The organism is Streptomyces sp. NPDC028305 (genome assembly GCF_055569495.1).
This window is the reverse complement of record NZ_JBVHTN010000005.1, coordinates 339,458-359,867: the sequence shown is the minus strand read 5'-3', so window position 1 is coordinate 359,867 and position 20,410 is coordinate 339,458. Positions and strand designations below refer to the sequence as shown.

At 71.1% G+C, this 20,410-nt stretch carries 24 protein-coding genes; 11 read left to right on the top strand and 13 right to left on the bottom strand.

Features of this window, described 5'->3' with window-relative positions; genetic code table 11:
- Positions 1-6: 6 nt before the first annotated feature.
- Together ACZ4WQ_RS22540 and ACZ4WQ_RS22535 are read left to right on the top strand one after the other, a co-directional pair.
- Positions 7-633, top strand: coding sequence for a class I SAM-dependent methyltransferase (locus ACZ4WQ_RS22540; RefSeq protein WP_311723559.1), 627 nt, complete (start codon positions 7-9; stop codon positions 631-633).
- An 8-nt stretch (positions 634-641) separates the two neighbouring features.
- Complete coding sequence (locus tag ACZ4WQ_RS22535) at positions 642-785, top strand: hypothetical protein (protein ID WP_468022347.1); 144 nt, start codon at positions 642-644, stop codon at positions 783-785.
- On the opposite strand, the gene ACZ4WQ_RS22530 is transcribed toward ACZ4WQ_RS22535, so the two are convergent.
- Entirely contained in the window at positions 782-2,326 is a 1,545-nt protein-coding gene (locus ACZ4WQ_RS22530; protein WP_468022419.1) for an MFS transporter, read from the bottom strand. The genes ACZ4WQ_RS22535 and ACZ4WQ_RS22530 overlap by 4 nt on opposite strands.
- Positions 2,327-2,606: 280 nt before the next feature.
- On the opposite strand from ACZ4WQ_RS22530, the gene ACZ4WQ_RS22525 reads away from it, so the two are divergent.
- Together ACZ4WQ_RS22525 and ACZ4WQ_RS22520 are read left to right on the top strand one after the other, a co-directional pair.
- Positions 2,607-3,557 carry an RNA polymerase sigma-70 factor gene (locus tag ACZ4WQ_RS22525; protein WP_398373771.1) on the top strand — a complete coding sequence of 317 codons (951 nt, stop codon included), beginning with the start codon at positions 2,607-2,609 and terminating at the stop codon, positions 3,555-3,557.
- Positions 3,558-3,595: 38 nt separating this feature from the next.
- Complete coding sequence (locus ACZ4WQ_RS22520; RefSeq protein ID WP_398373770.1) at positions 3,596-3,847, top strand: hypothetical protein; 252 nt, start codon at positions 3,596-3,598, stop codon at positions 3,845-3,847.
- A 27-nt stretch (positions 3,848-3,874) separates the two neighbouring features.
- On the opposite strand, the gene ACZ4WQ_RS22515 is transcribed toward ACZ4WQ_RS22520, so the two are convergent.
- The 3 genes from ACZ4WQ_RS22515 to ACZ4WQ_RS22505 all read right to left on the bottom strand — a co-directional run bounded on the left by ACZ4WQ_RS22515 (position 3,875) and on the right by ACZ4WQ_RS22505 (position 5,154).
- On the bottom strand, positions 3,875-4,144 hold the full coding sequence (locus ACZ4WQ_RS22515; protein ID WP_385347557.1) for a hypothetical protein: 270 nt from the start codon (positions 4,142-4,144) through the stop codon (positions 3,875-3,877).
- Positions 4,145-4,183: 39 nt separating this feature from the next.
- Positions 4,184-4,555 (bottom strand): hypothetical protein, encoded by a 372-nt coding sequence (locus tag ACZ4WQ_RS22510; protein WP_468022346.1) that lies wholly within the window; start codon positions 4,553-4,555, stop codon positions 4,184-4,186.
- Between the two features lie 218 nt (positions 4,556-4,773).
- Entirely contained in the window at positions 4,774-5,154 is a 381-nt protein-coding gene (locus ACZ4WQ_RS22505) for a hypothetical protein (protein ID WP_385347563.1), read from the bottom strand.
- 234 nt (positions 5,155-5,388) lie between these two features.
- On the opposite strand from ACZ4WQ_RS22505, the gene ACZ4WQ_RS22500 reads away from it, so the two are divergent.
- Complete coding sequence (locus tag ACZ4WQ_RS22500; protein WP_358846125.1) at positions 5,389-6,237, top strand: helix-turn-helix domain-containing protein; 849 nt, start codon at positions 5,389-5,391, stop codon at positions 6,235-6,237.
- Positions 6,234-6,449, top strand: a complete 216-nt coding sequence (locus ACZ4WQ_RS22495) for a DUF397 domain-containing protein (RefSeq protein ID WP_398373769.1) — start codon at positions 6,234-6,236, stop codon at positions 6,447-6,449. The genes ACZ4WQ_RS22500 and ACZ4WQ_RS22495 overlap by 4 nt, the downstream gene beginning before the upstream one ends.
- Here the strand turns inward: ACZ4WQ_RS22495 and ACZ4WQ_RS22490 are convergent.
- Entirely contained in the window at positions 6,442-7,071 is a 630-nt protein-coding gene (locus tag ACZ4WQ_RS22490) for a mycothiol-dependent nitroreductase Rv2466c family protein (protein ID WP_398373768.1), read from the bottom strand. The two genes, ACZ4WQ_RS22495 and ACZ4WQ_RS22490, sit on opposite strands and share 8 nt — an antisense overlap.
- A gap of 147 nt (positions 7,072-7,218) precedes the next feature.
- On the bottom strand, positions 7,219-8,439 hold the full coding sequence (locus ACZ4WQ_RS22485) for a S8 family peptidase (protein WP_398373767.1): 1,221 nt from the start codon (positions 8,437-8,439) through the stop codon (positions 7,219-7,221).
- A gap of 395 nt (positions 8,440-8,834) precedes the next feature.
- Here ACZ4WQ_RS22485 and ACZ4WQ_RS22480 point away from each other — a divergent pair, with 395 nt between their 5' ends.
- The 3 genes from ACZ4WQ_RS22480 to erm all read left to right on the top strand — a co-directional run bounded on the left by ACZ4WQ_RS22480 (position 8,835) and on the right by erm (position 12,431).
- On the top strand, positions 8,835-11,090 hold the full coding sequence (locus ACZ4WQ_RS22480; protein WP_385347654.1) for an MMPL family transporter: 2,256 nt from the start codon (positions 8,835-8,837) through the stop codon (positions 11,088-11,090).
- A gap of 116 nt (positions 11,091-11,206) precedes the next feature.
- A complete protein-coding gene (locus ACZ4WQ_RS22475) occupies positions 11,207-11,359 on the top strand; it encodes a hypothetical protein (RefSeq protein ID WP_311723567.1) in 153 nt (50 codons plus the stop codon).
- A 301-nt stretch (positions 11,360-11,660) separates the two neighbouring features.
- Positions 11,661-12,431 (top strand): ErmE/ErmH/ErmO/ErmR family 23S rRNA (adenine(2058)-N(6))-methyltransferase, encoded by a 771-nt coding sequence (gene erm / locus ACZ4WQ_RS22470; protein WP_385347657.1) that lies wholly within the window; start codon positions 11,661-11,663, stop codon positions 12,429-12,431.
- 7 nt (positions 12,432-12,438) lie between these two features.
- On the opposite strand, the gene ACZ4WQ_RS22465 is transcribed toward erm, so the two are convergent.
- Positions 12,439-13,437, bottom strand: a complete 999-nt coding sequence (locus ACZ4WQ_RS22465; RefSeq protein WP_398373766.1) for a CDP-alcohol phosphatidyltransferase family protein — start codon at positions 13,435-13,437, stop codon at positions 12,439-12,441.
- Between the two features lie 136 nt (positions 13,438-13,573).
- A complete protein-coding gene (locus ACZ4WQ_RS22460) occupies positions 13,574-13,852 on the bottom strand; it encodes a hypothetical protein (protein ID WP_398373765.1) in 279 nt (92 codons plus the stop codon).
- Between ACZ4WQ_RS22460 and ACZ4WQ_RS22455 the strand changes: the two genes are divergently transcribed.
- Positions 13,853-14,236, top strand: coding sequence for a hypothetical protein (locus ACZ4WQ_RS22455; protein WP_385347584.1), 384 nt, complete (start codon positions 13,853-13,855; stop codon positions 14,234-14,236).
- Here ACZ4WQ_RS22455 and ACZ4WQ_RS22450 read toward each other — a convergent pair.
- From ACZ4WQ_RS22450 to ACZ4WQ_RS22435, 4 genes are all read right to left on the bottom strand, one after another.
- Positions 14,221-15,054 carry a putative RNA methyltransferase gene (locus tag ACZ4WQ_RS22450; protein WP_311723572.1) on the bottom strand — a complete coding sequence of 278 codons (834 nt, stop codon included), beginning with the start codon at positions 15,052-15,054 and terminating at the stop codon, positions 14,221-14,223. The genes ACZ4WQ_RS22455 and ACZ4WQ_RS22450 overlap by 16 nt on opposite strands.
- A 75-nt stretch (positions 15,055-15,129) precedes the next feature.
- Positions 15,130-16,428 (bottom strand): ABC transporter substrate-binding protein, encoded by a 1,299-nt coding sequence (locus tag ACZ4WQ_RS22445; protein WP_398373764.1) that lies wholly within the window; start codon positions 16,426-16,428, stop codon positions 15,130-15,132.
- Positions 16,428-17,273, bottom strand: coding sequence for a carbohydrate ABC transporter permease (locus ACZ4WQ_RS22440; protein WP_311723574.1), 846 nt, complete (start codon positions 17,271-17,273; stop codon positions 16,428-16,430). The genes ACZ4WQ_RS22445 and ACZ4WQ_RS22440 overlap by 1 nt, the downstream gene beginning before the upstream one ends.
- Positions 17,270-18,163, bottom strand: coding sequence for a carbohydrate ABC transporter permease (locus ACZ4WQ_RS22435; RefSeq protein WP_358846180.1), 894 nt, complete (start codon positions 18,161-18,163; stop codon positions 17,270-17,272). The genes ACZ4WQ_RS22440 and ACZ4WQ_RS22435 overlap by 4 nt, the downstream gene beginning before the upstream one ends.
- Before the next feature lie 493 nt (positions 18,164-18,656).
- Between ACZ4WQ_RS22435 and ACZ4WQ_RS22430 the strand changes: the two genes are divergently transcribed.
- A complete protein-coding gene (locus ACZ4WQ_RS22430; RefSeq protein WP_398373763.1) occupies positions 18,657-19,556 on the top strand; it encodes an aminoglycoside phosphotransferase family protein in 900 nt (299 codons plus the stop codon).
- Between the two features lie 13 nt (positions 19,557-19,569).
- Here the strand turns inward: ACZ4WQ_RS22430 and ACZ4WQ_RS22425 are convergent, their stop codons facing one another.
- Entirely contained in the window at positions 19,570-20,298 is a 729-nt protein-coding gene (locus ACZ4WQ_RS22425) for a 3'-5' exonuclease (RefSeq protein ID WP_311723576.1), read from the bottom strand.
- Between the last annotated feature and the right edge of the window lie 112 nt (positions 20,299-20,410).

Genomic DNA, 20,410 nt, shown 5'->3' with positions numbered 1-20,410 from the left:
GTAGCGGTGAGCGATATACGGACGGCTGCGGAGCTCGACCAAGAGGCGGCCGTACGCCGCTCGTTGGAGGACTACTACCGGGACGGCAAGCCGCCGTGGGACAGCGGCGTCACACCACCCGAGCTGGTGGACCTGGTAGAGGGACCTGGCGCGCTGACGCCCGGTCACGTCCTCGAACTCGGCTGCGGCACCGGGACCAACGCGGTGTACCTGGCCCGGCACGGCTGGCGGGTGGCGGCCGTCGACCTGGTCGACCGCGCGGTCCGTCAGGCCCGGAAGAAGGCCGACGCGGCGGGGGTGGACGTTACGGTGCTGTGCGGGGACGCCACCCGGCTCGACGAGGTAGGCGTGCTCGGCCCGTACGATCTGTTCTTCGACCTGAGCTGCTACTGCGGCATTCCGCCGCACCGCCGCGACGCCTACGCCGCCGGTCTCACGAAGCGCGCCGCCCCGGGAGCACAGTTGCTGATGTTCGGGTACGGCCCCGAGGCGTTCGACGACCCGATCTCCGGCGTTACTGCGGATGAGCTCCGCGCCAAGTTCGCCGGGTGGCAACTGACCGACGTGACGCCTGGTACGAACCCGGTCCCGACCTTCTGGTTCACGCTGCACCGCACCTCCGCCGCGGCGTGAGGGGCGTCGTGGACACCGAACCGTCCGCGGCGGAGCTGCTACGGCTGATGGACAACACCCTCGTGCCGTGCGGAGCATCCCGGAAACGCAGCCTCATCGCCTACGACCACGTCAAGCCGAAGACCGGCACGCATAGCACATCAATCAGCTAGCCCGCGTGGACCGGCACCGCGACGGCCCCGGCCTCGCGGTCGCCGCCCGCCGGGCCGCCGGTCGCCGCGTCGGCCTGCCGGCCCGGCGCCTTGGCGTTGATGAACACGCCCGCGACCACCGCGGCCAGCAGCATGACGCCCGCGGAGATCCAGGTCGCCACGGAGTAGCCGTGCACCGTCGCCTCCGCCAGTGCCGCCTTCGCCTGCGGTGTCCGCTGGGTGGGGTCGACCCGGTGGTCCGTCAGCCAGTCCGTGGTCACGCCGGCCGCGATCGTGTTCAGCAGCGCGGTGCCGACCGACCCGCCCACCTGCTGCATGGTGTTGAGGGTCGCCGAGGCCGCCCCCTGCTCATGCGGGGCGACGCGCCCGGTGGCCGTGGAGATGGCCGCCATGAAGGTGGCGCCCATGCCGAGGCCCATCAGGCTGATGCCGGGCAGGACGTGGCCGAGGTAGCCGGCGTCGACGTCCATGGAGGCAAGGAAGGCCAGGCCGCCGGCGGCCAGCGCCAGGCCGGGCATGATCAGCGCCCGGGCCGGCACCTTCTGGAGCAGCCGCGCCGAGATCTGCGTGGAGCCGATGATCATGCAGACGGTCATCGGCAGATAGGCCACACCGGTCTTCAGCGGCGACCAGCCCTTGATCCCCTGAAGGTAGTAGGTCAGGAACAGGAAGACGCCGAACATGGCGATCGTGACCAGGGCCATCGTCAGATAGGCGCCCGCCCGCTGGCGGTCCTTGACGATGTGCAGGGGCAGCAGCGGGGTCCGGGCGCGGGTCTGCCACCGCGCGAAGATCCCGAGGACCACCACGCCGCCGATCAGCAGAGTCAGCACCCGGGCATCGCCCCAGTCGCGGGACTCGGCCTCACTGAAGCCGTAGACGATGGACAGCACACCGGCGGTCCCCAGCACGGCGCCGAGGATGTCCAGCCGACCGCCGGTCCTGCGGCCCGGGTCCTTGAGCACCACGATCGCGCCGATCACCGCCACGGCCGCCACCGGCGCATTGACGTACAGGCACCAGCGCCAGTCCAGGTACTCGGTCAGGAAACCGCCGAGCAGCATGCCGATGGCGCCACCGGCACCTGCGATGGCGCCGAACACACCGAACGCCTTGCCGCGTTCGCGCGGGTCGGTGAAGGTCGTGGTCATCAGGGACAGCGCGGCGGGGGCCAGCAGCGCGGCGAAGGCGCCCTGGAGGGCTCGGGCCGCGAAGAGCATGCCGGGGCCGGTGGCGGCGCCGCCGAGCGCGGAGGCCCCGGCGAAGCCGATCAGGCCGATGATGAAGTTGCGCTTGCGGCCGAACAGGTCGCCGAGGCGGCCGCCGAGCAGCAGCAGGCCGCCGAAGGCGAGGGTGTAGGCGGTGATGGCCCACTGCCGGTTGCCGTCGGTCAAGCCGAGGTCCTGCTGGGCGGACGGCAGGGCGATGTTGACGATGGTCATGTCCAGCACCACGATCAGCTGGGCGAGGGCGATGACCACCAGGCCCCACCAGCGGCGGGGGTCGGGGGGCGGCGGGTCTCCCCCCTTGTCCAGCAACATGTCGCGGCGTTCGGGGCCGGTTTCAGGCAGGGCTGTGTGGGCCATGTGTCGGGCTACCTTCTCCGTGTGCGTGCTCGGGGGTCGATTCGGACGATTCGTGGTGCCGCGTGCCGCCCGGTTCGTTCGCGCGGCGTCCTGACGCACACAAGACGCCGGCGCCCCGATCCCTGTGACAGGGCGGAACTGTGACATGGGCCACCGATCACGGGTGTCACAAAACGGTGGGGACCGGCGTCCTGTGCGTGTGGCAGTGCGACGGGCGAACAGGCAGGAGCCGGGTATGAGCGAGCGCAGCGAACGCACCACGGACACGGGTGAGCCGCTCGATCGTGCCGACCGCGTGGACTCCGTGGACTCCGCCACCGAGGCGTTCGTCGCCCACCGCAACCTGCTGTTCACCGTGGCCTACGAGATGCTCGGCTCGGCCACCGACGCCGAAGACGTCCTTCAGGAGACCTGGCTGCGATGGGTGGGCGTCGATCCCGGCACCGTGCGGGAGGAGCGTGCCTACCTGGTGCGGATCGTCACCCGGCAGGCACTGGACCGGCTGCGTGCGCTCAGCCGGCGCAAGGAGTCCTACGTCGGGCCGTGGTTGCCCGAGCCGTTGCTGATCGCGCCCGATGTGGCAGAGGACATCGAGTTGGCCGACAGCGTCTCGATGGCGATGCTGCTGGTGCTGGAGACGCTCGGGCCGACCGAGCGGGCGGTGTTCGTGCTGCGCGAGGTGTTCGATCTGGACTACGACGAAATCGCCGAAGCCGTCGACAAGACCCCCGCCGCCGTGCGCCAGATCGCGCATCGGGCACGGTCACACGTCGCCACGCGCCGACCGCGCGGCACCGTCTCCCCGGCCGAGAGCCGAGCCGCCCTCCATGCCTTCCAACGAGCGATCGAAACCGGCGACCTACAGAGCCTGCTCGACATCCTCGCGCCGGACGTCGTCGCCCTGAGCGACGGCGGCGGAGTCAGGCACGCTCTGCTGCGGCCCGTCGTGGGGATCGGCAAGGTGGCCGCCCTCTTGCTGGGCGCCCACTCGTACCAGCGCGACGCCGCAAGGTCCCTCGAGCCGGTACAGGTCAACGGCAGCCCGGGGCTGCTCGTCCGGCTCGACGGCGAGATCGACACCGTCATGGCGCTGCGCCTCGACGACGGACTCATCACCGGGCTCTACGCCGTGCGCAATCCCGAGAAGCTGTCGCGTGTGGAACGGGAGACCGCCGTGAGCCGCTGAGACCGGCGCGCTGCTCGACGACGCGGGAGCTCTGGAGGGTGGCGGGTGGGCTCGGCCTCGACGCCGCCTCGGCGGGCGGTCAGCGGAGCCCGACCCCCGGCCCCGAGGCCGTCGCCACGATCGGGGGCTCCCGCATCGTCGAGCCACGAGAGGGAAACGGCCCGGACCTCGCCGTCGTACGGATGGAACTCCGCCAACCGCTCGTTCCGGGCCAGTCCGACGGGCCGGTCACAAACCGCCGTGGCCCCGCCTTCCGGCGGGACCACCGCGACTTCAGAACCGACCTCTGATCCGAGCCACAGCTCAGAAACCCTTGTTCAGGATGTCTTGATGAAGAGATACCACACTGCCCCGTACCTCTGGCAGTACCACGGGAACGGCTGGCCGTAGCCGGCGAGTCCACACTGGTATTCCGTGAGGTACTGCCCCGCGTAGACGTAGCCCTGCACGCCGGCGGGGGCGTCCACGGAGACGCTGGCCGACTGTGCGACGGACTGAGACGAGGCGGCCTGGGCGGGGACGGCTATCGCCCCGAGGGCGAGCACAGCTCCCAAGGCCGCGCCGATGAGGGCATAACGAATACGCACAACCTACTCCCCATCTTCAGGAATCGCGGCTTCGCGTGGTCAGCCATCGAGGAGCGCGATGCGGATGTCTTTAACCCCGCTGGATGCACCGATGTCCCTGATCGGGAAATTCTCGCCCTTCGTCAAGTTGACTGCATCGGTGGTGTAGTACTCCCCGTCGCCCCCCTTCTTGTCACCGGTCACCTGGATGGTGTGCCACCCGCTTCCCGAGCAGGTTCGCGTGATGCTTCCGCTCAGACTGAAGCCGTACCAGCCGGTGCCGTCGCTCCAGTAGGTGTAGTCACCGGTGAACTTGGCGCACGCGCTTGTGCGGCCGAGGGGGGCGGCTTGCGCGACGCCCTGCCCCAGCATGGCGACAGCGGCCGTCAGCGCGCCGACCACCGTGGCTGCTCGCTTGATATTGCCCCTCATGTCGTCTCCTTGGAGATCAGAGTTGTCGGTTCTGTGATCACTGGTCGACACCAGTGCGAACGGTTCCACCTGAGGGCCCTTGGGTGTTCGGCACTCAGGATGCCAAGGGCTACAGCACCCGGCCTTGTCACTCCGCGCACGGCCTTTGACGATTCGCGCACGCTGTTTGCGGCGGGTTCAAGGGGCGAGGTAGCGCGCCTCGCCCCTTAACTGTGCAGTCAGGCGGCCTCGACGCGCTCGAAGTCGGCGGCGTCGGCCTGGCCGAGCCAGACCAGCCTCGCCGACACCTCGTCCTCGCCGCCGCGCCCGGTGAACCACCGGAGCGCTCGCTCGGGCGTGTTGAGGACGAACTGGCGGGTGCCGTCGATGGTGGTGACGCGTACGGAGCCGTCGTCGAAGGCCATGCCCCAGGCCGCGACGCAACCGTCCTTCACGCCCGGGTCCACCTCGTATTCCTGGATGACGGCGAAGACGCGGGGCGCGACGGCGACGACGAGGTCGCACAGCTCTTTGTCGAAGGCTTCCGGGGATGTGTCCGCCCACGGGAACGGGAGCGGAGGGTGGTTCGGGCTCGGTGGGTTGGGGTTAGGTGTCTCCACGTGGGCCTCCGAGAGGTGTCGATGCCCCCGCTTCGGACATGCCGGTGCCGAGGCAGCAGGCATGAGGGGGCCGTACGCTTTCGACTTGCACCGATCATCGCTGTGTGATGAGTGCGTCACTCACAGTACGCCACAACTTTGTGCACCACAAGTTTGTGGCGATGTCCGAGCTGTCTGGTTGGATGGCGCAACGAGCGTTTGTCGGGCTCTCGATGGATCGGAGGGAACGGCCGCATGGCACTGAGGAGTCAGCCCACCGCGTTCCAGGCGCGACTGGGCGCCGAACTGCGCAAGATGCGCGAGGCGGCGGGCATGACCGCCCGCGAGGCAGCCGAGCGAGTCGGTACGACATCGGCCCAGATGAGCCACGTGGAGTCGGGGCGTGCGGGCATCAGCGCGGAACGGGTTCGGCAGATGGCGACTCATTACGCCTGCCTCGAAGAGGAATTGATCGCCGAGTTGGCCGCCATGGCCACGGATCGCGGCAAGGGGTGGTGGGAGGAGTTCCGAGGCCACCTCGCACACGGGGCGCTGGATCTCGCCGAGCTGGAATCCCGCTCCTGCTACATGCGAACGCTTCAGGCTGTCTACATCCCGGGGCTTCTACAGACCAAGGACTACATGCGCTCCCTCATGGCCTATGGGCTCCCCGAGCCAACGCCACACCACCTTGACGTGTTGGTCGACTTCCGCATGCGCCGCCAGCGCGTCCTGGAGCGCGATACCCCTCCCTCGTTCGAAGCGGTCATCTGCGAATCCGCCCTACGAACACGGGTTGCCGACCGGGACGTAGCGCGCCGCCAGTTGCAGTACGTGCTGGAGCAGTCAGAACGGCCGAACATCACTGTCCGGGTGATCCCGTTCGACGTCGACGGGTTTGGCGGGGCCGGAAATTCCATGCTGTACGCAGGTGGGCCAGTACCGAAACTGGATACCGTACAGCTAGACGCGCTGAGGATGATTTTGCTGGACGCAGAGTCGCAACTCGTACGGTTTCGCCTACTTCTCGACAAGGCCCTCGGATTCGCTCTCCCACCAGAGGAATCGCGCGATCTCATCCGTCGCATCACGGTAGAACTTTGAAGGGACAGATCGTGACTGAAGCAATGGAGTGGCGGAAGTCATCCTTCTCGGGCCACGGCGAGGAAGAAAACTGCGTCGAGCTGGCCGCCGCAGACGGCAAAATATGGCTGCGGGAGAGCGACACCCCCACCGCAGCCATCCGCACGACCCCAGCCCGGCTCGGCACCTTCATACGCACCGTGAAAACCGGCGCGCTCGACGACCTCAGCTGAAGTCCAGGCCCCCCGTCCGGGTCCGCTTGAGCTCGAAGAAGTCCGGGTAGCCCGCGAGCAGCCGGGCGCCGTCGAAGATGCGCACCGCATCCTCGCCGCGCGGGATGGACGACAGCACCGGGCCGAAGAAGGCGACGCCGTCGACGTGAAGAGTCGGCGTGCCGACGTCTTCGCCGACGGGGTCCATGCCCTCGTGGTGGCTCTCGCGGAGGGCCTCGTCGTAGGCGGTGCTGGTCGCGGCCGAGGCGAGGTCGGCGGGGAGGCCGACTTCGGCGAGGGCTTCGCGGATCACGGCCTCGGTGTCCTCGTTGCCCTGGTTGTGGATGCGGGTGCCGAGCGCGGTGTAGAGGTCGCGCAGGACCTCCTCGCCGTGGTTCTGTGCGGCGGCGACGCAGACGCGGACGGGGCCCCAGCCCGCCTCGAGCAGGTCTCGGTAGCGCTCGGGGAGGTCCTCGCGGCCCTCGTTGAGGACGGACAAGCTCATGACCCGGAAGCGCAGGTCGAGGTCGCGCTGGCCCTCGACCTCGAGGATCCAGCGCGAAGTGATCCAGGCGAAGGGGCAGATGGGGTCGAAGTAGAGGTCGACCTTCGTGCGGGTGGCGGTATTCGAAGATGTGTTCATGGGTGGGACATTAGCCGTTGAGCGGCCCACCGCTCTGGGCCATTCCCGGCCCTGGACGGTGGGCCACTCGCGGCCCGGGAATGGCCCGGGAATGGGGCCGCCGCGCTCCATGGGGGATGAGCGCGGCGGCACTGGGTCGTGCTGGTCCTACTCCACTATCTTCAGCAGCTTGTTGGGCGTGCCCGCGCTCGGGTTGGAGATCTTGTCCGGGGTCGCGCCCTCGGTCAGCGCCTTGGCCACGTCCGCCGGGGTGGCGTCGGGGTGGCCGCCGAGGTAGACCGCCGCGGCGCCGACCACGTGCGGGGTGGCCATGGACGTGCCGGAGATGGTGTTCGTGGCGTCGTCGCCGGTGTTCCAGTCGGAGGTGATGTCCGAGCCGGGGGCGTAGAGGTCGACGATGTCGCCGTAGTTGGAGAAGTCGGACTGCTCGTCGGCGTCCGTGCTGGAGGCGACGGTGATCGCGTCCTTGACGCGCGCGGGCGAGCCCTGGCCCGCGTCGGTGGACTCGTTGCCGGCCGCGACGGCGAAGGTGATGCCGGAGTCGATGGCCTTCTGGACGGCCGCGTCGAGGGCGTCATCCGCCGTGCCGCCGAGGCTCATGTTGGCGACGGACGGGCCCTGGTGGTTCTCGGTGACCCAGTCGATGCCCGCGACGACCTGTTCGGTGGTGCCGGAGCCCTGGTCGTCCAGGACGCGGACCGCGACGATCTTGGCCTTCTTGGCGACGCCGTGCTCGGCTCCGGCGATGGTGCCGGCCACGTGCGTGCCGTGGCCGTGGCCGTCGTCCGCGTCGTCGTCGTTGTCGATGGCGTCGAAGCCGGAGACGGCGCGGCCGCCGAAGTCCTCGTGGCTGACGCGGACGCCGGTGTCGATGACGTACGCGGTGACGCCCTCGCCCGCGGCGTCCGGGTAGGTGTACTTCTTGTCGCCCTCGGTGTCGGTCTGGTCGATGCGGTCCAGGCCCCAGGACGGGGGGTTGTCCTGGGTGGCGTCGATCGTGAAGCGGTGGTTCTGGACGACCTTGTCGACGGCGGGGTCGGCGGCCAGCCGCTTGGCCTCGGTCTCGGTGAGGCCGCTCGCGGAGAAGCCGTTGACCGCGGAGTCGTAGCTGCGGCGCAGGGTTCCGCCGTAGCGCTGGGCGAGGTCCTTGCCCTCCGCCGCGGCCTTGATGCTCCTGCCGCCCTTGAGCAGGACGATGTAGCTGCCCTTGACGGCGTCCGCGGACTGGGTGCCGTAGACCTTGCCCTCGGCGGGCGCGGCGGTGGACGCGCCTGCGGGGACGGCCACGAAGGCACCGGCGGCAACAGCGGCCGCAACGGCCGTGGCCAGGGTGAGTTGACGCGCGTTGACTCGCTTGTGAACTGCCATGACGAGGGATCCTCCTCGTGTGGTTGTGGGGGGAAAGTTCGCCTTGCAACGCGCCGGAGCATCGGTGGGGACCCGCTCCGGCCTGCCCGAAACCCTGACCGATTGACGCGGTCATTTCAAGATCCTCGGCCATGTGTGACGTAAACAACGTTCTTGATTACAGGGGAGGTTGAGGCTCAGGTCGGCCGGTGCGGGCCGTTTTACGTGTAAGGGGCCTCTTTCCTGGGGGTGGGGATATCCCCCCTCCTTTCGGTGGAGATGACTGCCCGAGGGTTCACCGGACAGCAGGATGGGACGGCACCCCCGCGCCCCATAGCGTCTTGTCCAGGGGGCGGCGGCGAGTCCGTCACCGGGAGATCTGGGGAAAAGGGGACGTCGTGGCGGACACAGGCCACATGGACAGGCCGCACGGAATCGCGGCCCGCATGGGCAGTTGGAGTGCCCGGCACCGGTGGACCGCGGTCGGGGGGTGGGTGCTGCTCGTCATCCTCGCCCTCGCCGTCGGGTCGATGGCGGGCCGGGTGGACGTATCGAACGGCGAGGCCATGCCGGGCGAGTCCGGGCGTGTTCTGAAGCTTCTGGACGACGTCGGCATTGAAGACCCGGCCGGCGAGACCGTGCTCATCCAGGCGAAGGGCAAGGGTGTCACGGCGAGCGACCCGGCGTTCCGCTCCGCCGTCGACGGCGTGATCAAGGCCGTACAGGGCACGGGGCAGGTCACCGAAGTCACCTCGCCGTACGACACGAAGACGATCTCCGCCGACCAGCGGTCCGCGCTGGTCCAGTTCGATATGCGCGGCGACCCCGACAAGGCCGCCGACCACGTCCAGCCGGTGCTGGACGCGGTGAAGAAGGCGCAGGGCGAGCACAAGGACCTGCTGATCGAGCAGTTCGGCGACGCGAGCGGCCAGAAGGCGTTCGACGACGCGTTCGGCGACGACTTCCAGCAGGCCGAGTACTCGGCGCTGCCCGTGGCCCTCGGCATCCTGCTGATCGCCTTCGGCGCGCTGGTGGCGGCCCTGCTGCCGGTCCTGCTGGCGATGACCGCGTTCCTGGCCACCTCCGGTCTGGTGGCGGTGGTCAGCCACGCCGTGCACATGAGCGACACCGCCAACTCCGTGATGCTGCTGGTGGGTCTCGCGGTGGGCGTCGACTACTGCCTGTTCTACCTGCGGCGGGAGCGCGAGGAGCGGGCCGCGGGCCGGGACGCGCAGACCGCGCTGCGGATAGCCGCCGCCACCTCCGGCCGGGCCATCCTCGTCTCGGGCTTCACCGTGATCGTGGCGATGGCGGGCATGCTCTTCACCGGCATCGCCGAGTTCAAGGCGATGGGCCTGGCCACCCTGCTGGTGGTGGCCGTGGCGATGATCGGCTCGGTGACGGTGCTCCCGGCGCTGCTGTCGCTGCTGGGCGAGCGGGTCGATAAGGGCCGGGTGCCGTTCCTGGGCCGCATCAAGCGGGAGAGCAACGGCGAGAGCCGCTTCTGGCGCGCCGTGCTGACCCGGGTGCTGCGCAAGCCGAAGCTGTCGGTGGCGCTGGCGGGCGGTGTGCTGATCGCCGTGGCCGTCCCGGCCGTGGGCATGAACACCGCGAACCTCACCCTGGACCAGGAGTTCGGCAACTCCCTGCCGATCGTGGCCGCGTACGAGCACATGGACGAGGCGTTCCCCGGCGGTCCCTCCCCGGCCCAGGTGGCCGTCAAGGCCGATGACATCAACGCGGCGCCGGTGCGCGCCGCGATCGAGGACTTCCGTGCCGAGGCGGTCGCCAAGGGCGCCTCCAAGGGCCCGGTGAAGGTGGCCTTCCACGACCGCGAGAACCTCGCCGTCATCGAGGTGCCGCTGACCGGCGGCTCCGACGAGGCCAAGAGCGAGAAAAGCCTGAACATCCTGCGCGACACGGTGCGTCCGGACACGCTCGACAAGGCCGACGGCATCATCGACGCGCCGATCGGCGGCTCCACCGCCATGTCCAAGGACTTCAACGACAAGCTCGGCTCGGCCGTGACGCCGGTCTTCGCCTTCGTCGTCGTCTTCGCCTTCCTGCTGATGCTGATGTCCTTCAGGTCGCTGACGGTCGCCATCACCTCGATCGTGCTCAACCTGCTGTCGGTGGGCGCCGCGTACGGCGTCCTCACCGCGATCTTCCAGCACGGCTGGGGCGCGGGCCTGGTCGGCGCGGAGGGGGTCGGCGCGATCGTGTCCTGGCTGCCGCTGTTCCTCTTCGTGATCCTGTTCGGGCTGAGCATGGACTACCACGTCTTCGTGGTCTCCCGGATCCGCGAGGCGCGGATGGCCGGGCGGACCACCAAGGACGCGGTGGTGCACGGCGTGGTCACCACGGCGGGCGTGGTCACCAGCGCCGCCGTGATCATGGTCGCGGTCTTCGCGATCTTCGGCACGCTGTCGATGCAGAGCATGAAGCAGATGGGCGTGGGGCTCGCGGCCGCGGTGCTCATCGACGCCACCATCATCCGCGGGGTGCTGCTGCCGGCCGTGATGTCGCTGCTCGGCGAGCGCAACTGGTACCTGCCGCGCTGGCTCCAGTGGCTGCCGGACCTCACACACGACGAGCCGGCCGTGGCGGCGGCGCCGGCCGCCGGGGTGGAGCCGGAGCCGGAGCCGGAGCGTAAATCGGTTGCGGCCCGCTAGGGCGCGTCCCTACGGTGAACCGGTCGCGTGGCCCTCGTGCCGCGCGGCCGGTTCCGTGTTTTTGGCGGCACGGACGGCAGACAGGAACGACGCACGCGCGCGGAAGGCACTCACCGATGGGATCTCTGATCGGCGCGTTCATCCGCGACTCCCAGGGCTTCGCCCGGGCAGCGTGTGTGAACGCCTCTCTCCTGCTCACCCGCCGCCCGCGGCGCGGCCCCGGTGCCCTGGCCGGCCCGGACGCGCCCAGCGCCTTCCCCAGCCGTTGACCGCTCGCCACTGAGCGCTCGACGCCTGTCCGACGCTGAGGCTTTCAGAGCCTCGTAGCTCCGTACCTTCGTAGCTCTGTAGCTCCGTCACCTCGTAGCGGTATCGCCTCCGGCTTCACAGCCCTACGGCTCGCTTCCGCACGCCCTCGGCCAGGGCCCCCGCCAGTCCAGGAATCATTCACTCCGGGACGGGCGGCAGGGCCCGTTCCGTGCTGCTGCCGCCCGCCCGGCTCCGAAAGGACCGCCGGCTGTGGCCCGCAAGCGAACTCCATCCCGAAACCCGCGCTGTTCCGAACGCGATCTGGCGCGCCGTACGCTCTCGCAGAACTTCCTGGTCGACCCGGCCTCCGTCGCCCGCGTGGTGCGGGCCGCGCGGCCCGGCCCCGGCGACCTGGTGGTCGAGGTCGGCATGGGCAAGGGCGCGCTCACCGCGGCGCTCGCGCCGCACTGCCGCGAGCTCATCGGCTACGAGATCGACCCCCACCTCATCCCCGGCCTGCGGCTGCGCCTGGCCGGGCACCCCCATGTGCGCGTGGTGCACCGGGATTTCCTGACCGCACGGCCCCCGCTGGAGCCCTTCGCGGTGGTCGGCAATGTGCCCTACGCCCGCACCGCCGAGATCGTCGACTGGTGTCTGCGGGCGCCCCGGCTGACCTCGGCCACCTTCCTGACGCAGTTGGAGTACGCCCGCAAGCGCACCGGGGACTTCGGCCGCTGGAGCCTGCTGACCGTACGGACCTGGCCGGATGTCGAGTGGCGGATGTGCGGGCGGGTTCCGCGCGCCGCCTTCCGGCCGGTGCCGAGGGTCGACGGCGGGATCATGCGGCTGACCCGGCGCCCGCGGCCGCTGCTGACGGGGGCGGCCGAGCGGGCCGCGTACGAGCGGCTGGTCGAGCTCGGCTTCTCCGGCATCGGCGGGACGCTGTACGCGTCGCTGCGCCGCGCGCACCCCGCCCGGCGGCTGGACTCCGCGTTCCGGCGGGCGGGGCTCGGCCGGGATGCCGTGGTGGCGTACGCGACTCCGCGGCAGTGGCTCGTGCTGTTCGAGGAGCTCAGCGGCACGCCTGCCTGAGCGGTGCTCAAGCGGTGGTGCCGAAGGAGTTGAGGGTGCGGGTGAAGTCCCGGGTCGACAGCAGCAGCTTGTAGATGATGGCCAGCTCGAAGACGAGCAGCAGAGCGGCTGAGACGACGGTCCCCGCCACCACCGAGTCCAGGGCGGGCCCGATGATGAACACGCCCATCTGGAACTCGATACCGCTGACGAGATGAGCGCGGACGCGGTGCCGCTGAAGGAACGAGCGGCACCGCGTCCACCAGGGGAAGCGGCGGCGGAACGACCGCTGGAGATCGACGACCACGGGCCCGTCGGGGGCCTCCGGTGCGGTCGCCTCGGCCGGCGCCCTCGCCGTCGTCGCCTCCGCCGTCGTCACCTCCACCGTCGTCCCGCGCGCCGCCCCGGCCGCGACGGCGCGGTCGTGCTCCACGTCGGCCTGGGGGTTGTCCCTCAGCAGGTCCTCCATGAAGGCCAGCTCGGCCTCGTTGTGCGCCTCGCGGGCCGCCTCCATCCGGGCCTTGATCTGCTCGCGCATCCCGTGCCGGATCTTGAACGTCTCGAGCGAGTTGATATAGCGCAGCGCGTCCAGGGCCGCCACTGCCAGCGCGAGCCAGATGTAGCGCACCTCCCCGGTGCGCTCGTACTGGCCGGCCATCAGCGCGACCGCGCAGACCAGGACCCGGATCCGGTCGAAGACGAAGTCCAGCCAGGCGCCGAAGACCGAGCCGGCGCCGGTCAGCCGGGCCAGCTTGCCGTCCATGCAGTCGAAGATGAAGCTGACGTGGTAGAGCAGGGCGCCGAGCAGCAGCCAGCGCCAGTCCCCCTGCGCGAAGCAGGCGGCGGACCCGAGGCCCACGAGGAACGCGCCCCAGGTGAGCTGGTTCGGGGTGACGCGGGTGTGCATCGCGGTCCAGCGGACCAGCGGTGTGGCGACCGGGTCCACAAGCATGACGGTCCACCACGCGTCGCGCTTCTTCTCGGTGATACGACGTACTTCGGCGAGTGGCGGTATGTCTGCGCGCATGTCCAACTTTCCTGCGTTAGTCAAGAGTTCACTCGACGGTAAGAAGCAGTAAAGAAAGGACACAAGGCAGTCGGTACACAACCTTTCCTCCGCGGTAACGGTCTCCCGGAGGGAGCTGGTCCATGGCATCGGCCTGTCAGGGGTGTGCCCTGGCGGCCTTGCGGCGGCGGATGACCACGGCCGTGATGACAGTGGCCTTGACCGCGACAATGCCGAGGACGGTGACGAGCGCCCAGCTCGACCAGGAGGAGTCCACCAGGGTGCGGCCGGCCGCGAGGTGCACGGCCAGGACCAGCAGGGCGACGGCGGACAAGGCGATCGCCCCGCCGTGGGCGCGGAGCGGCGACCGTGCGGCGGGTGGCCCGCCCGCCACGCCGGGGGCGGCGTCGGCGGCGCCGGGACGATGCCAGGTCACGTGCAGATTGTCACGTCTGCCGATCTTCTCGATGCGTGCGGCGATGCCGTCCAGGATGCGCCGCGGCTTCGCCAACTCCGCGACAGCCTCCCCGACCCCGGCGAACGGGTTCGGGCGGTCCTTGAGCGCTACGCGCTCATCTCCTACCGCCGACGCGGCCAGGGCACCGAGGAACTCTCGGCGCTGCTCCACCGCGGCGAAGCGATCGTCCAGGCACAGCGCGACCTCAGCCGGCTCTTCGAAGATGTGATCGCGCAAGCCGCGGCCGCCCAAGCACTCCGGGACGACATCGCCCCCCGGGAACTCGCCACCTACTGCCTTCACTCACTCACGGCCGCCGCCGACCTGCCGTCGGAAGCCGCGGTCCGTCAGGCCGGCCGGTAGACCGCCAGCCGGAAGGACGTGGTCACCCGCAGCGGGGCGGGCAGACGGGCGGCCCGGCGGCGCACTTCGGCCTCGTCGAGGTGGTAGGCGGAGGGCCCCATGGAGACCGCGTTCTCCGCGTCCTCGGTGGTCAGTGCGACCGTACGGTCACAGGACGCGGTGCGCTCCAGCCGGAAGCGGCCGTCCAGCGTGCGGCGCAGCCGGTCGTCCTTGGCCGCGTCGACCGACAACAGGCCCATGGAGGGCCGGAGTTCGGCGAGATGCCGCTCCGTGGGGGTGACCACCAGGAGCGCACCGCCGGGCCGCAGCACGCGGCGGAACTCACCGCCGTTGCGCGGCGCGAACACATTGAGCAGCACGTCGACCGAGCCGGTCCGGACGGGCAGCGGCCGCCGCAGGTCCCAGCGGGCGGCGCCCGCGCGGGGGTGGGCCCGCCCGGCCCGGCGCAGCGCGTGCTTGGAGGTGTCCAGCGCCAGGCCGACCGCGCCGGGGGCGGTGTCCAGCACGGCGGACAGGTAGTAGCCGGTGCCCGCCCCGGCGTCCAGCACGGTGGAGCCGGGCGGGCACAGCGGCGCGGCGAGCCGCGCGAGGGCGCCCGCGAGACCCGCGTAGTGCCCGGCCCCGAGGAACGCCGCCCGGGCCCGGACCATGGCCGCGGTGTCGGCGCTCGCGGTGGAGGCGCCGCCCACGAGCAGGCTGGCGTATCCCTGGCGGGCGATGTCGAAGGCGTGGCCGCGGGGACAGCCGAGCGACCCGGCGGAGGGACGGAGGCCGTCGCCGCACAGCGGGCACAGCAGGGCGTCGAAGGGTTCGGCCACGGCCGTGACATTAAGCGAGACGATACGTCTCGTGCAACTTGAACCTGGTGCTGTCCGCCGCGCCGGTCGCGATCGCTATCGCTGGTAGCGGGCGAGCACCAGGTTTCCGTCCTTCACCAGCCTGTCCCTCAGCTCCTCCATCCCGATCTCGCCGCCGTAGTACTCCTGAAGCCCCGGTGTCGCGATCTTGTCCTTCCACTCCGGATAGCCCCGGACCGCCTGGGCGGGCGCCGGGCGCAGCGCGCTCGCCAGGGCCGCGCCGGTCGCCCAGCCGTGCTCGCGGGTGCGCAGCGCGGGGTCGGCCAGGGCGCGCGTGCCCGTCGGCAGCAGCCAGTCGCCGCGCGCCAGCCGCACCATGTTGCGCGGCCGGAGGAAGAAGTCGATGAAGCGGGCCGCCTCCTCCTTGTACGGGCTGTCCTGCGCGATGGACAGCGTCTGCGGGCTGACGCCCTGCCGCTGCTCTCCCCCGGGCCCGGCGGGCGCCGGGAGGACGGTCCACTCGAAGCCCTCGGGCGCCTGCTGCACGATCTGCTGGCGGTACGAGAAGCCGAGCGGCACCATCGCGTACTTGCCGCCGAAGAAGCCGGGCAGGGTGTCCGAGCCGCCCATGCTCAAGGTGGCCCGGGCGCCCGTGCCGTCGGCGCCCAGCTGCCGGTGGATGACGGCGGGGACGGCCTGGTCGGCGGCGTCGAAGCGGATGGTGACCTTGTCGTCCGCGCCCCGGTGGAAGACCTGGCCGCCGGTGGACAGGGACAGGTTGAGGGTCGCGGAGACGGGCTCCTTGAGCGGCCAGGCCACGCCGTAGGTGCCCTTGCGCGTCAGCCGCTTCGCGGCCTCCTCGAACTCCTCCCAGCTCCAGGGGTCCCGGGCGGTCGGGACCCGCACCCGCGCCGCCTCCAGCAGGGCCCGGTTCGCCATGATCACCCGCGGCTCCTGGAGGAACGGCACGCCGAAGACGCCGTCACCGAACGTCGCGGTGCGCCAGCTCTCGGGCGGGATGTCCTCCCTGAGGCGCCGGGGCAGCAGATCGGTGAGGTCGGCAAGCGAGCCCCCGTACGCGAAGTCCGCGAGGTCGTCGGTGGCGTCGTGGATGATGTCGGGCGGATCGCCGCCCTCGAAGGCGGTCAGCAGCTGATCGTGGACGCCGGTCCAGCTGCCCTGGACGTACTCGACCCGGATCTTCGGATGGGCCTCGTTCCACTCCGCGACCAGTTGCTTGTTCGCGGCCACGGACTCCTGCTGCCAGGCCAGCGACTGGAAGCGGAGGGTGACCGTGCCGTCGGCGGAGCGGCGGCGGCCCGCAGAACAGGCCGGCAGCAGAGCGGCGGAGGCGGGCGCGGCCAGCGCCCCGGCGAGGAAGTGCCTGCGGCGCATCAGTGCTTCACCGCCCCGGCCAGCACCCCGCCCGTGATCCGCCGCTGGATGACGGCGAAGAGGACGAGGGAGGGGATCGTGGCGAGCAGCGCGGCCGCGGCGAGCGGGCCGAGGTCGGCCACACCCTCCGCGCCGATGAAGTGGGTGAGGATGACCGGCATGGTCTGCTTCTCCGGCGACTTGAGCAGGACCAGGGCGAAGAAGAACTCGTTCCAGGACGTGATGAAGGCGAACAGGGCCGTGGCCACGATCCCCGGGGCGAGCAGCGGGGCGGTCACCGAGACCAGGATCCGCGCCCGGCCCGCGCCGTCCACGGCCGCGGCCTCCTCCAGCTCGCGCGGCACGGCGCGGACGTACCCGGTGAGCATCCACAGCGCGAACGGCAGCGCCCACACCACGTAGACCGCCACCAGGCCCGCGAGGGAGTCGATCAGGCGGAGGTTCTTGAGGACCAGAAACAGCGGGATGATCACCAGCACCACCGGAAACGCCTGGCTGACCACGACCCAGCCGGTGGCCGCGCGGGACAGCGCGGACCGGTGGCGGGCCATCACATACGCCATCGGGGTCGCGACGACGACGGCGAACACGGCGGCGCAGGCGGCGGCGACCAGGCTGTTGGCCGCGGCCTGGAGCAGCGGCTGCTCGTCGAACGCCTGGCGGAAGTTGTCCAGGGTGGGGCGGTCGGGGATCCAGCCGGGGTCGAGGGTGGCCAGCTCGCGGGGCGGCTTGAAGGCGGTGGACATCAGCCACAGGAGGGGCAGGACGAGGAAGCCGAGGTAGCACAGCAGCGCGAGGTACTGGCCGGCGCGGGCCGTGCGCTTGGCGGCCGTTTGCCGCTTCACCGGTCTTCTCCCTTCAGCCGCCCGGCCAGATACACGGCGAGCAGCACGGAGACGACCGCGACCAGCACACAACCCATCGCCGCCGCGTAGCCGAACTGGCCGTAGCGGAAAGCCTCTTCGTACGCGAAGAGCATGGGCAGCCGGGTGCGGCCCCCGGGGCCGCCGTTGGTCAGGACGTAGACCAGCGCGAAGGAGTTGAGGTTCCAGATGAAGCTCAGCGCGCTGATGGCCAGGGCTATCGGCCTGATGGCGGGCCAGGTGACGGTGCGGAAGCGGCGCCAGGCCCCGGCCCCGTCCACCGCCGCGGCCTCGTGCAGCTCGCGCGGCACATTGGCCAGGCCGGCCAGCAGCGCGACCGTCACCTGCGGCATGCCCGCCCAGACGCCGACCACGATGACGGCGGGCAGGGCGGTGGCGGGGTCGCCCAGCCAGTTCTTGTCGGTGCCCAGCGCCTCGTTGAGGACACCCGCGTCGGGGTGGTAGACCAGCCGCCACATGATGCCGACGACGATCTCCGGCATGGCCCACGGGACGATCGCGAGGGCGCGCGCCAGCCAGCGGAAGCGGAGGTTCTGGTTGAGCAGCAGCGCCAGTCCGAGCGCCAGCAGGAACTGCGGGACCGTCACCCCGACCGCCCATTGCAGCCCGATGCCGAACGACTCCCAGAAGAGCCGGTCCTGGAGCAGGTCCTGGAAGTTGAGCAGGCCGATCCACTGGGTGGGCCGGGTGCGGCCCGACTGGGAGTCGGTGAAGGCCAGCGCGATCCCGTAGAGGAGGGGGCCGACGCTGAGGACGAGGATCGGTATGAGGGCGGGCAGGACCAGGAACCACGCGCCGTGGCCCCGCCTCCCGTCCGGTGTTCTGTTGCCCGGCCGCGCCATTGCGGCCATTGATGTCACGGCGAGGGACTCCTTCGGGCGCGGCGGTACGGCTGAACTGGGGCGCCCGGTGCGGAGGCCCACGTCATCGTGCGGAGGGGGCGCGGCGCAGTCAAGCGTTTGGATCAAGGTGAGGGGTAAGGGAGTTGGGCGGCGGGGTTGTTTCCCCACCCCGCCCCTTCCCGATCCGGGGCTCCGCCCCGGCCCCCATTGGGGCTCCGCCCCAACCCCCGCTGGGCCCTGCCCCCGCCCCGCTGGGGCCCTGCCCCGGCCCCCATTGGGGCTCCGCCCCCGACCCCGGACGCTCCGTGGCGTGCCCCCGAGGCGCAGGGCCGCCCCGGCCCGGAGATGCCCGCCCGGCCCCGTAGCCTGGAGCGCGCCGCGCCGGGCAGCGTGATGGGACCGCCCGGGCGTCCGGGGGCCGGGGGCCGGGGGCTTGCCCCCGTCGCGGGAAGGGGCGGGTGGGGGCAAGAACCCCACCGCGAACACGTCTGGGAGGCACGGCATGGGCACCACGACGCTGACCGAGGCGCGGGCGCGCGCCGTGCTCGGCGCCGCGCTGCCGCCGTACCGGGCGGGCACCGCCGAGGCCCGGCTGCTGGCGCTCGGCGAGAACGCCGTCTTCGCCGTCGACAGCCTGTCCCTCGTGGTGCGGATCAGCCGCGACCTGGAGGTGTGGGACCGGGCCGCCCGGGAGCTCCAGGTCGCCGACTGGCTGGCGCGCGAGGGCCTGCCCGCGGTGCGGCCGGACCGCCGCTACGGCCCGGAGCAGCCCCTCCCCTTCGGGGGCCACCTCGTCACCTACTGGCAGCAGCTCCCCGAGTCCGTACGCCCCGCCGGCCCCCGCGACCTCGCCGAGCTGCTTCTGCTGGTGCACGCCCTGCCCGAGCCGCCCTTCGCCCTGCCCGGCCGTGATCTGCTGGGCGGCGTGGAGCGCTGGTTGCGGCTGGCCGGGGACGCGATCGACCCGGCGGACGCGGCGTATCTGCGCGCCCGCCGGGACGACGCCGCGGCGGCCGCCGCGGAGCTGACCCCACATCTGCCGCCCGGCCCGGTGCACGGCGACGCGCTGCCGCGCAATGTGCACATCGGCCCAGCCGGCCCGGTGCTGGTGGACCTGGAGACCTTCTCGTACGACCTGCGCGAACACGACCTCGTCGTCATGGCCCTGACCCGGGACCGCTACGGGCTCGGCCCGGCCGCGTACGACGAGTTCGTGGCGGCCTACGGCTGGGACGTACGGGAGTGGGACGGCTGCGCGGTGCTGCGGGGCGCGCGGGAGATCGCGAGCTGCGCCTGGGTCGCCCAGCACGCGCCGGGCAATCCGGCGGCACTCGCGGAGTTCGGCCGCCGCGTGGCCTCCCTGCGGGACGGCGACCCCACGGTCCGCTGGTACGCGTTCTGAGCGCGGCGGCCGGTCAGCCCGCCACCGCCACCGCCTCGGCCTCGTGGAGCGGCCAGCTGCCGTCGACCACCGCGTCCGCCGTGCCCTTGCGGCGCAGCCATGCCTGGAAGTCGGCCGCCCATCGGGCGTACCAGACGACCTGCTTGCGGTGCAGATCCCACAGGTCAAGACCCGCCACCTGGCCGTGCCGCTCCGCGACCGCGTACGCGACGCGGACCGCCGCCAGTGCGTCCGCCCCCGCCTCATGGGCGTGCTCATGGACCACCCCGTACTCCCCGCACACCGCCTCCAGCGTGCGCTTTCCCTTGCGATAGCGGTCGACGGCCCGGTCTATCGTGTACGGGTCCACGACCGGGCCGGTCTCGGCGCCGCCCAGCCGCTCGCCCAGCGAGGGCAGCCCATGGCGCCGCAACTCGGCGGCGAGCAGGCTCAGATCGAATGCCGCGTTGTACGCCACCACCGGCGCTCCCGCCCGCCAGTGGGCGACCAGCGCCTCCGCTATCTCGTCGGCCACCTCGCGCGCGGGGCGCCCCTCGGCCGCCGCCCGCTCGGTGGTGATGCCGTGCACGGCGACGGCGTCGTCGGGAATGGGCACGCCCGGATCGGCCAGCCATTCGCGCCGCCCGACCGGCTCCCCGCCCCTCACCTCGACCACGGCCGCCGTCACGATCCGGGACTCCCCCGGGTCCGTGCCCGTGGTCTCCAGATCGAATCCGATCAGCAGCTCTCGGTGCCAGCCCATACCGGCCCTCCTTCGTACTTTCCCCCTGGTGTGAACCACCCTCCCACGCACCACTGACAACGCATCGAGTCCTCAGACGTCTGAGGACTCGTGCTAGGGTCCCCGGAACATG

Excerpts from the sequence above, each read along its gene's own strand:
- ACZ4WQ_RS22530 (WP_468022419.1), bottom strand. The coding sequence starts at position 2,326 with ATGTTGCTGGACAAGGGGGGAGACCCGCCGCCCCCCGACCCCCGCCGC.
- ACZ4WQ_RS22525 (WP_398373771.1), top strand. The coding sequence starts at position 2,607 with ATGAGCGAGCGCAGCGAACGCACCACGGACACGGGTGAGCCGCTCGAT.
- ACZ4WQ_RS22510 (WP_468022346.1), bottom strand. The coding sequence starts at position 4,555 with ATGAGGGGCAATATCAAGCGAGCAGCCACGGTGGTCGGCGCGCTGACG.
- ACZ4WQ_RS22500 (WP_358846125.1), top strand. The coding sequence starts at position 5,389 with ATGGCACTGAGGAGTCAGCCCACCGCGTTCCAGGCGCGACTGGGCGCC.
- ACZ4WQ_RS22490 (WP_398373768.1), bottom strand. The coding sequence starts at position 7,071 with ATGAACACATCTTCGAATACCGCCACCCGCACGAAGGTCGACCTCTAC.
- ACZ4WQ_RS22485 (WP_398373767.1), bottom strand. The coding sequence starts at position 8,439 with ATGGCAGTTCACAAGCGAGTCAACGCGCGTCAACTCACCCTGGCCACG.
- ACZ4WQ_RS22480 (WP_385347654.1), top strand. The coding sequence starts at position 8,835 with ATGGACAGGCCGCACGGAATCGCGGCCCGCATGGGCAGTTGGAGTGCC.
- ACZ4WQ_RS22475 (WP_311723567.1), top strand. The coding sequence starts at position 11,207 with ATGGGATCTCTGATCGGCGCGTTCATCCGCGACTCCCAGGGCTTCGCC.
- ACZ4WQ_RS22465 (WP_398373766.1), bottom strand. The coding sequence starts at position 13,437 with ATGCGCGCAGACATACCGCCACTCGCCGAAGTACGTCGTATCACCGAG.
- ACZ4WQ_RS22445 (WP_398373764.1), bottom strand. The coding sequence starts at position 16,428 with ATGCGCCGCAGGCACTTCCTCGCCGGGGCGCTGGCCGCGCCCGCCTCC.
- ACZ4WQ_RS22435 (WP_358846180.1), bottom strand. The coding sequence starts at position 18,163 with ATGGCCGCAATGGCGCGGCCGGGCAACAGAACACCGGACGGGAGGCGG.
- ACZ4WQ_RS22430 (WP_398373763.1), top strand. The coding sequence starts at position 18,657 with ATGGGCACCACGACGCTGACCGAGGCGCGGGCGCGCGCCGTGCTCGGC.
- ACZ4WQ_RS22425 (WP_311723576.1), bottom strand. The coding sequence starts at position 20,298 with ATGGGCTGGCACCGAGAGCTGCTGATCGGATTCGATCTGGAGACCACG.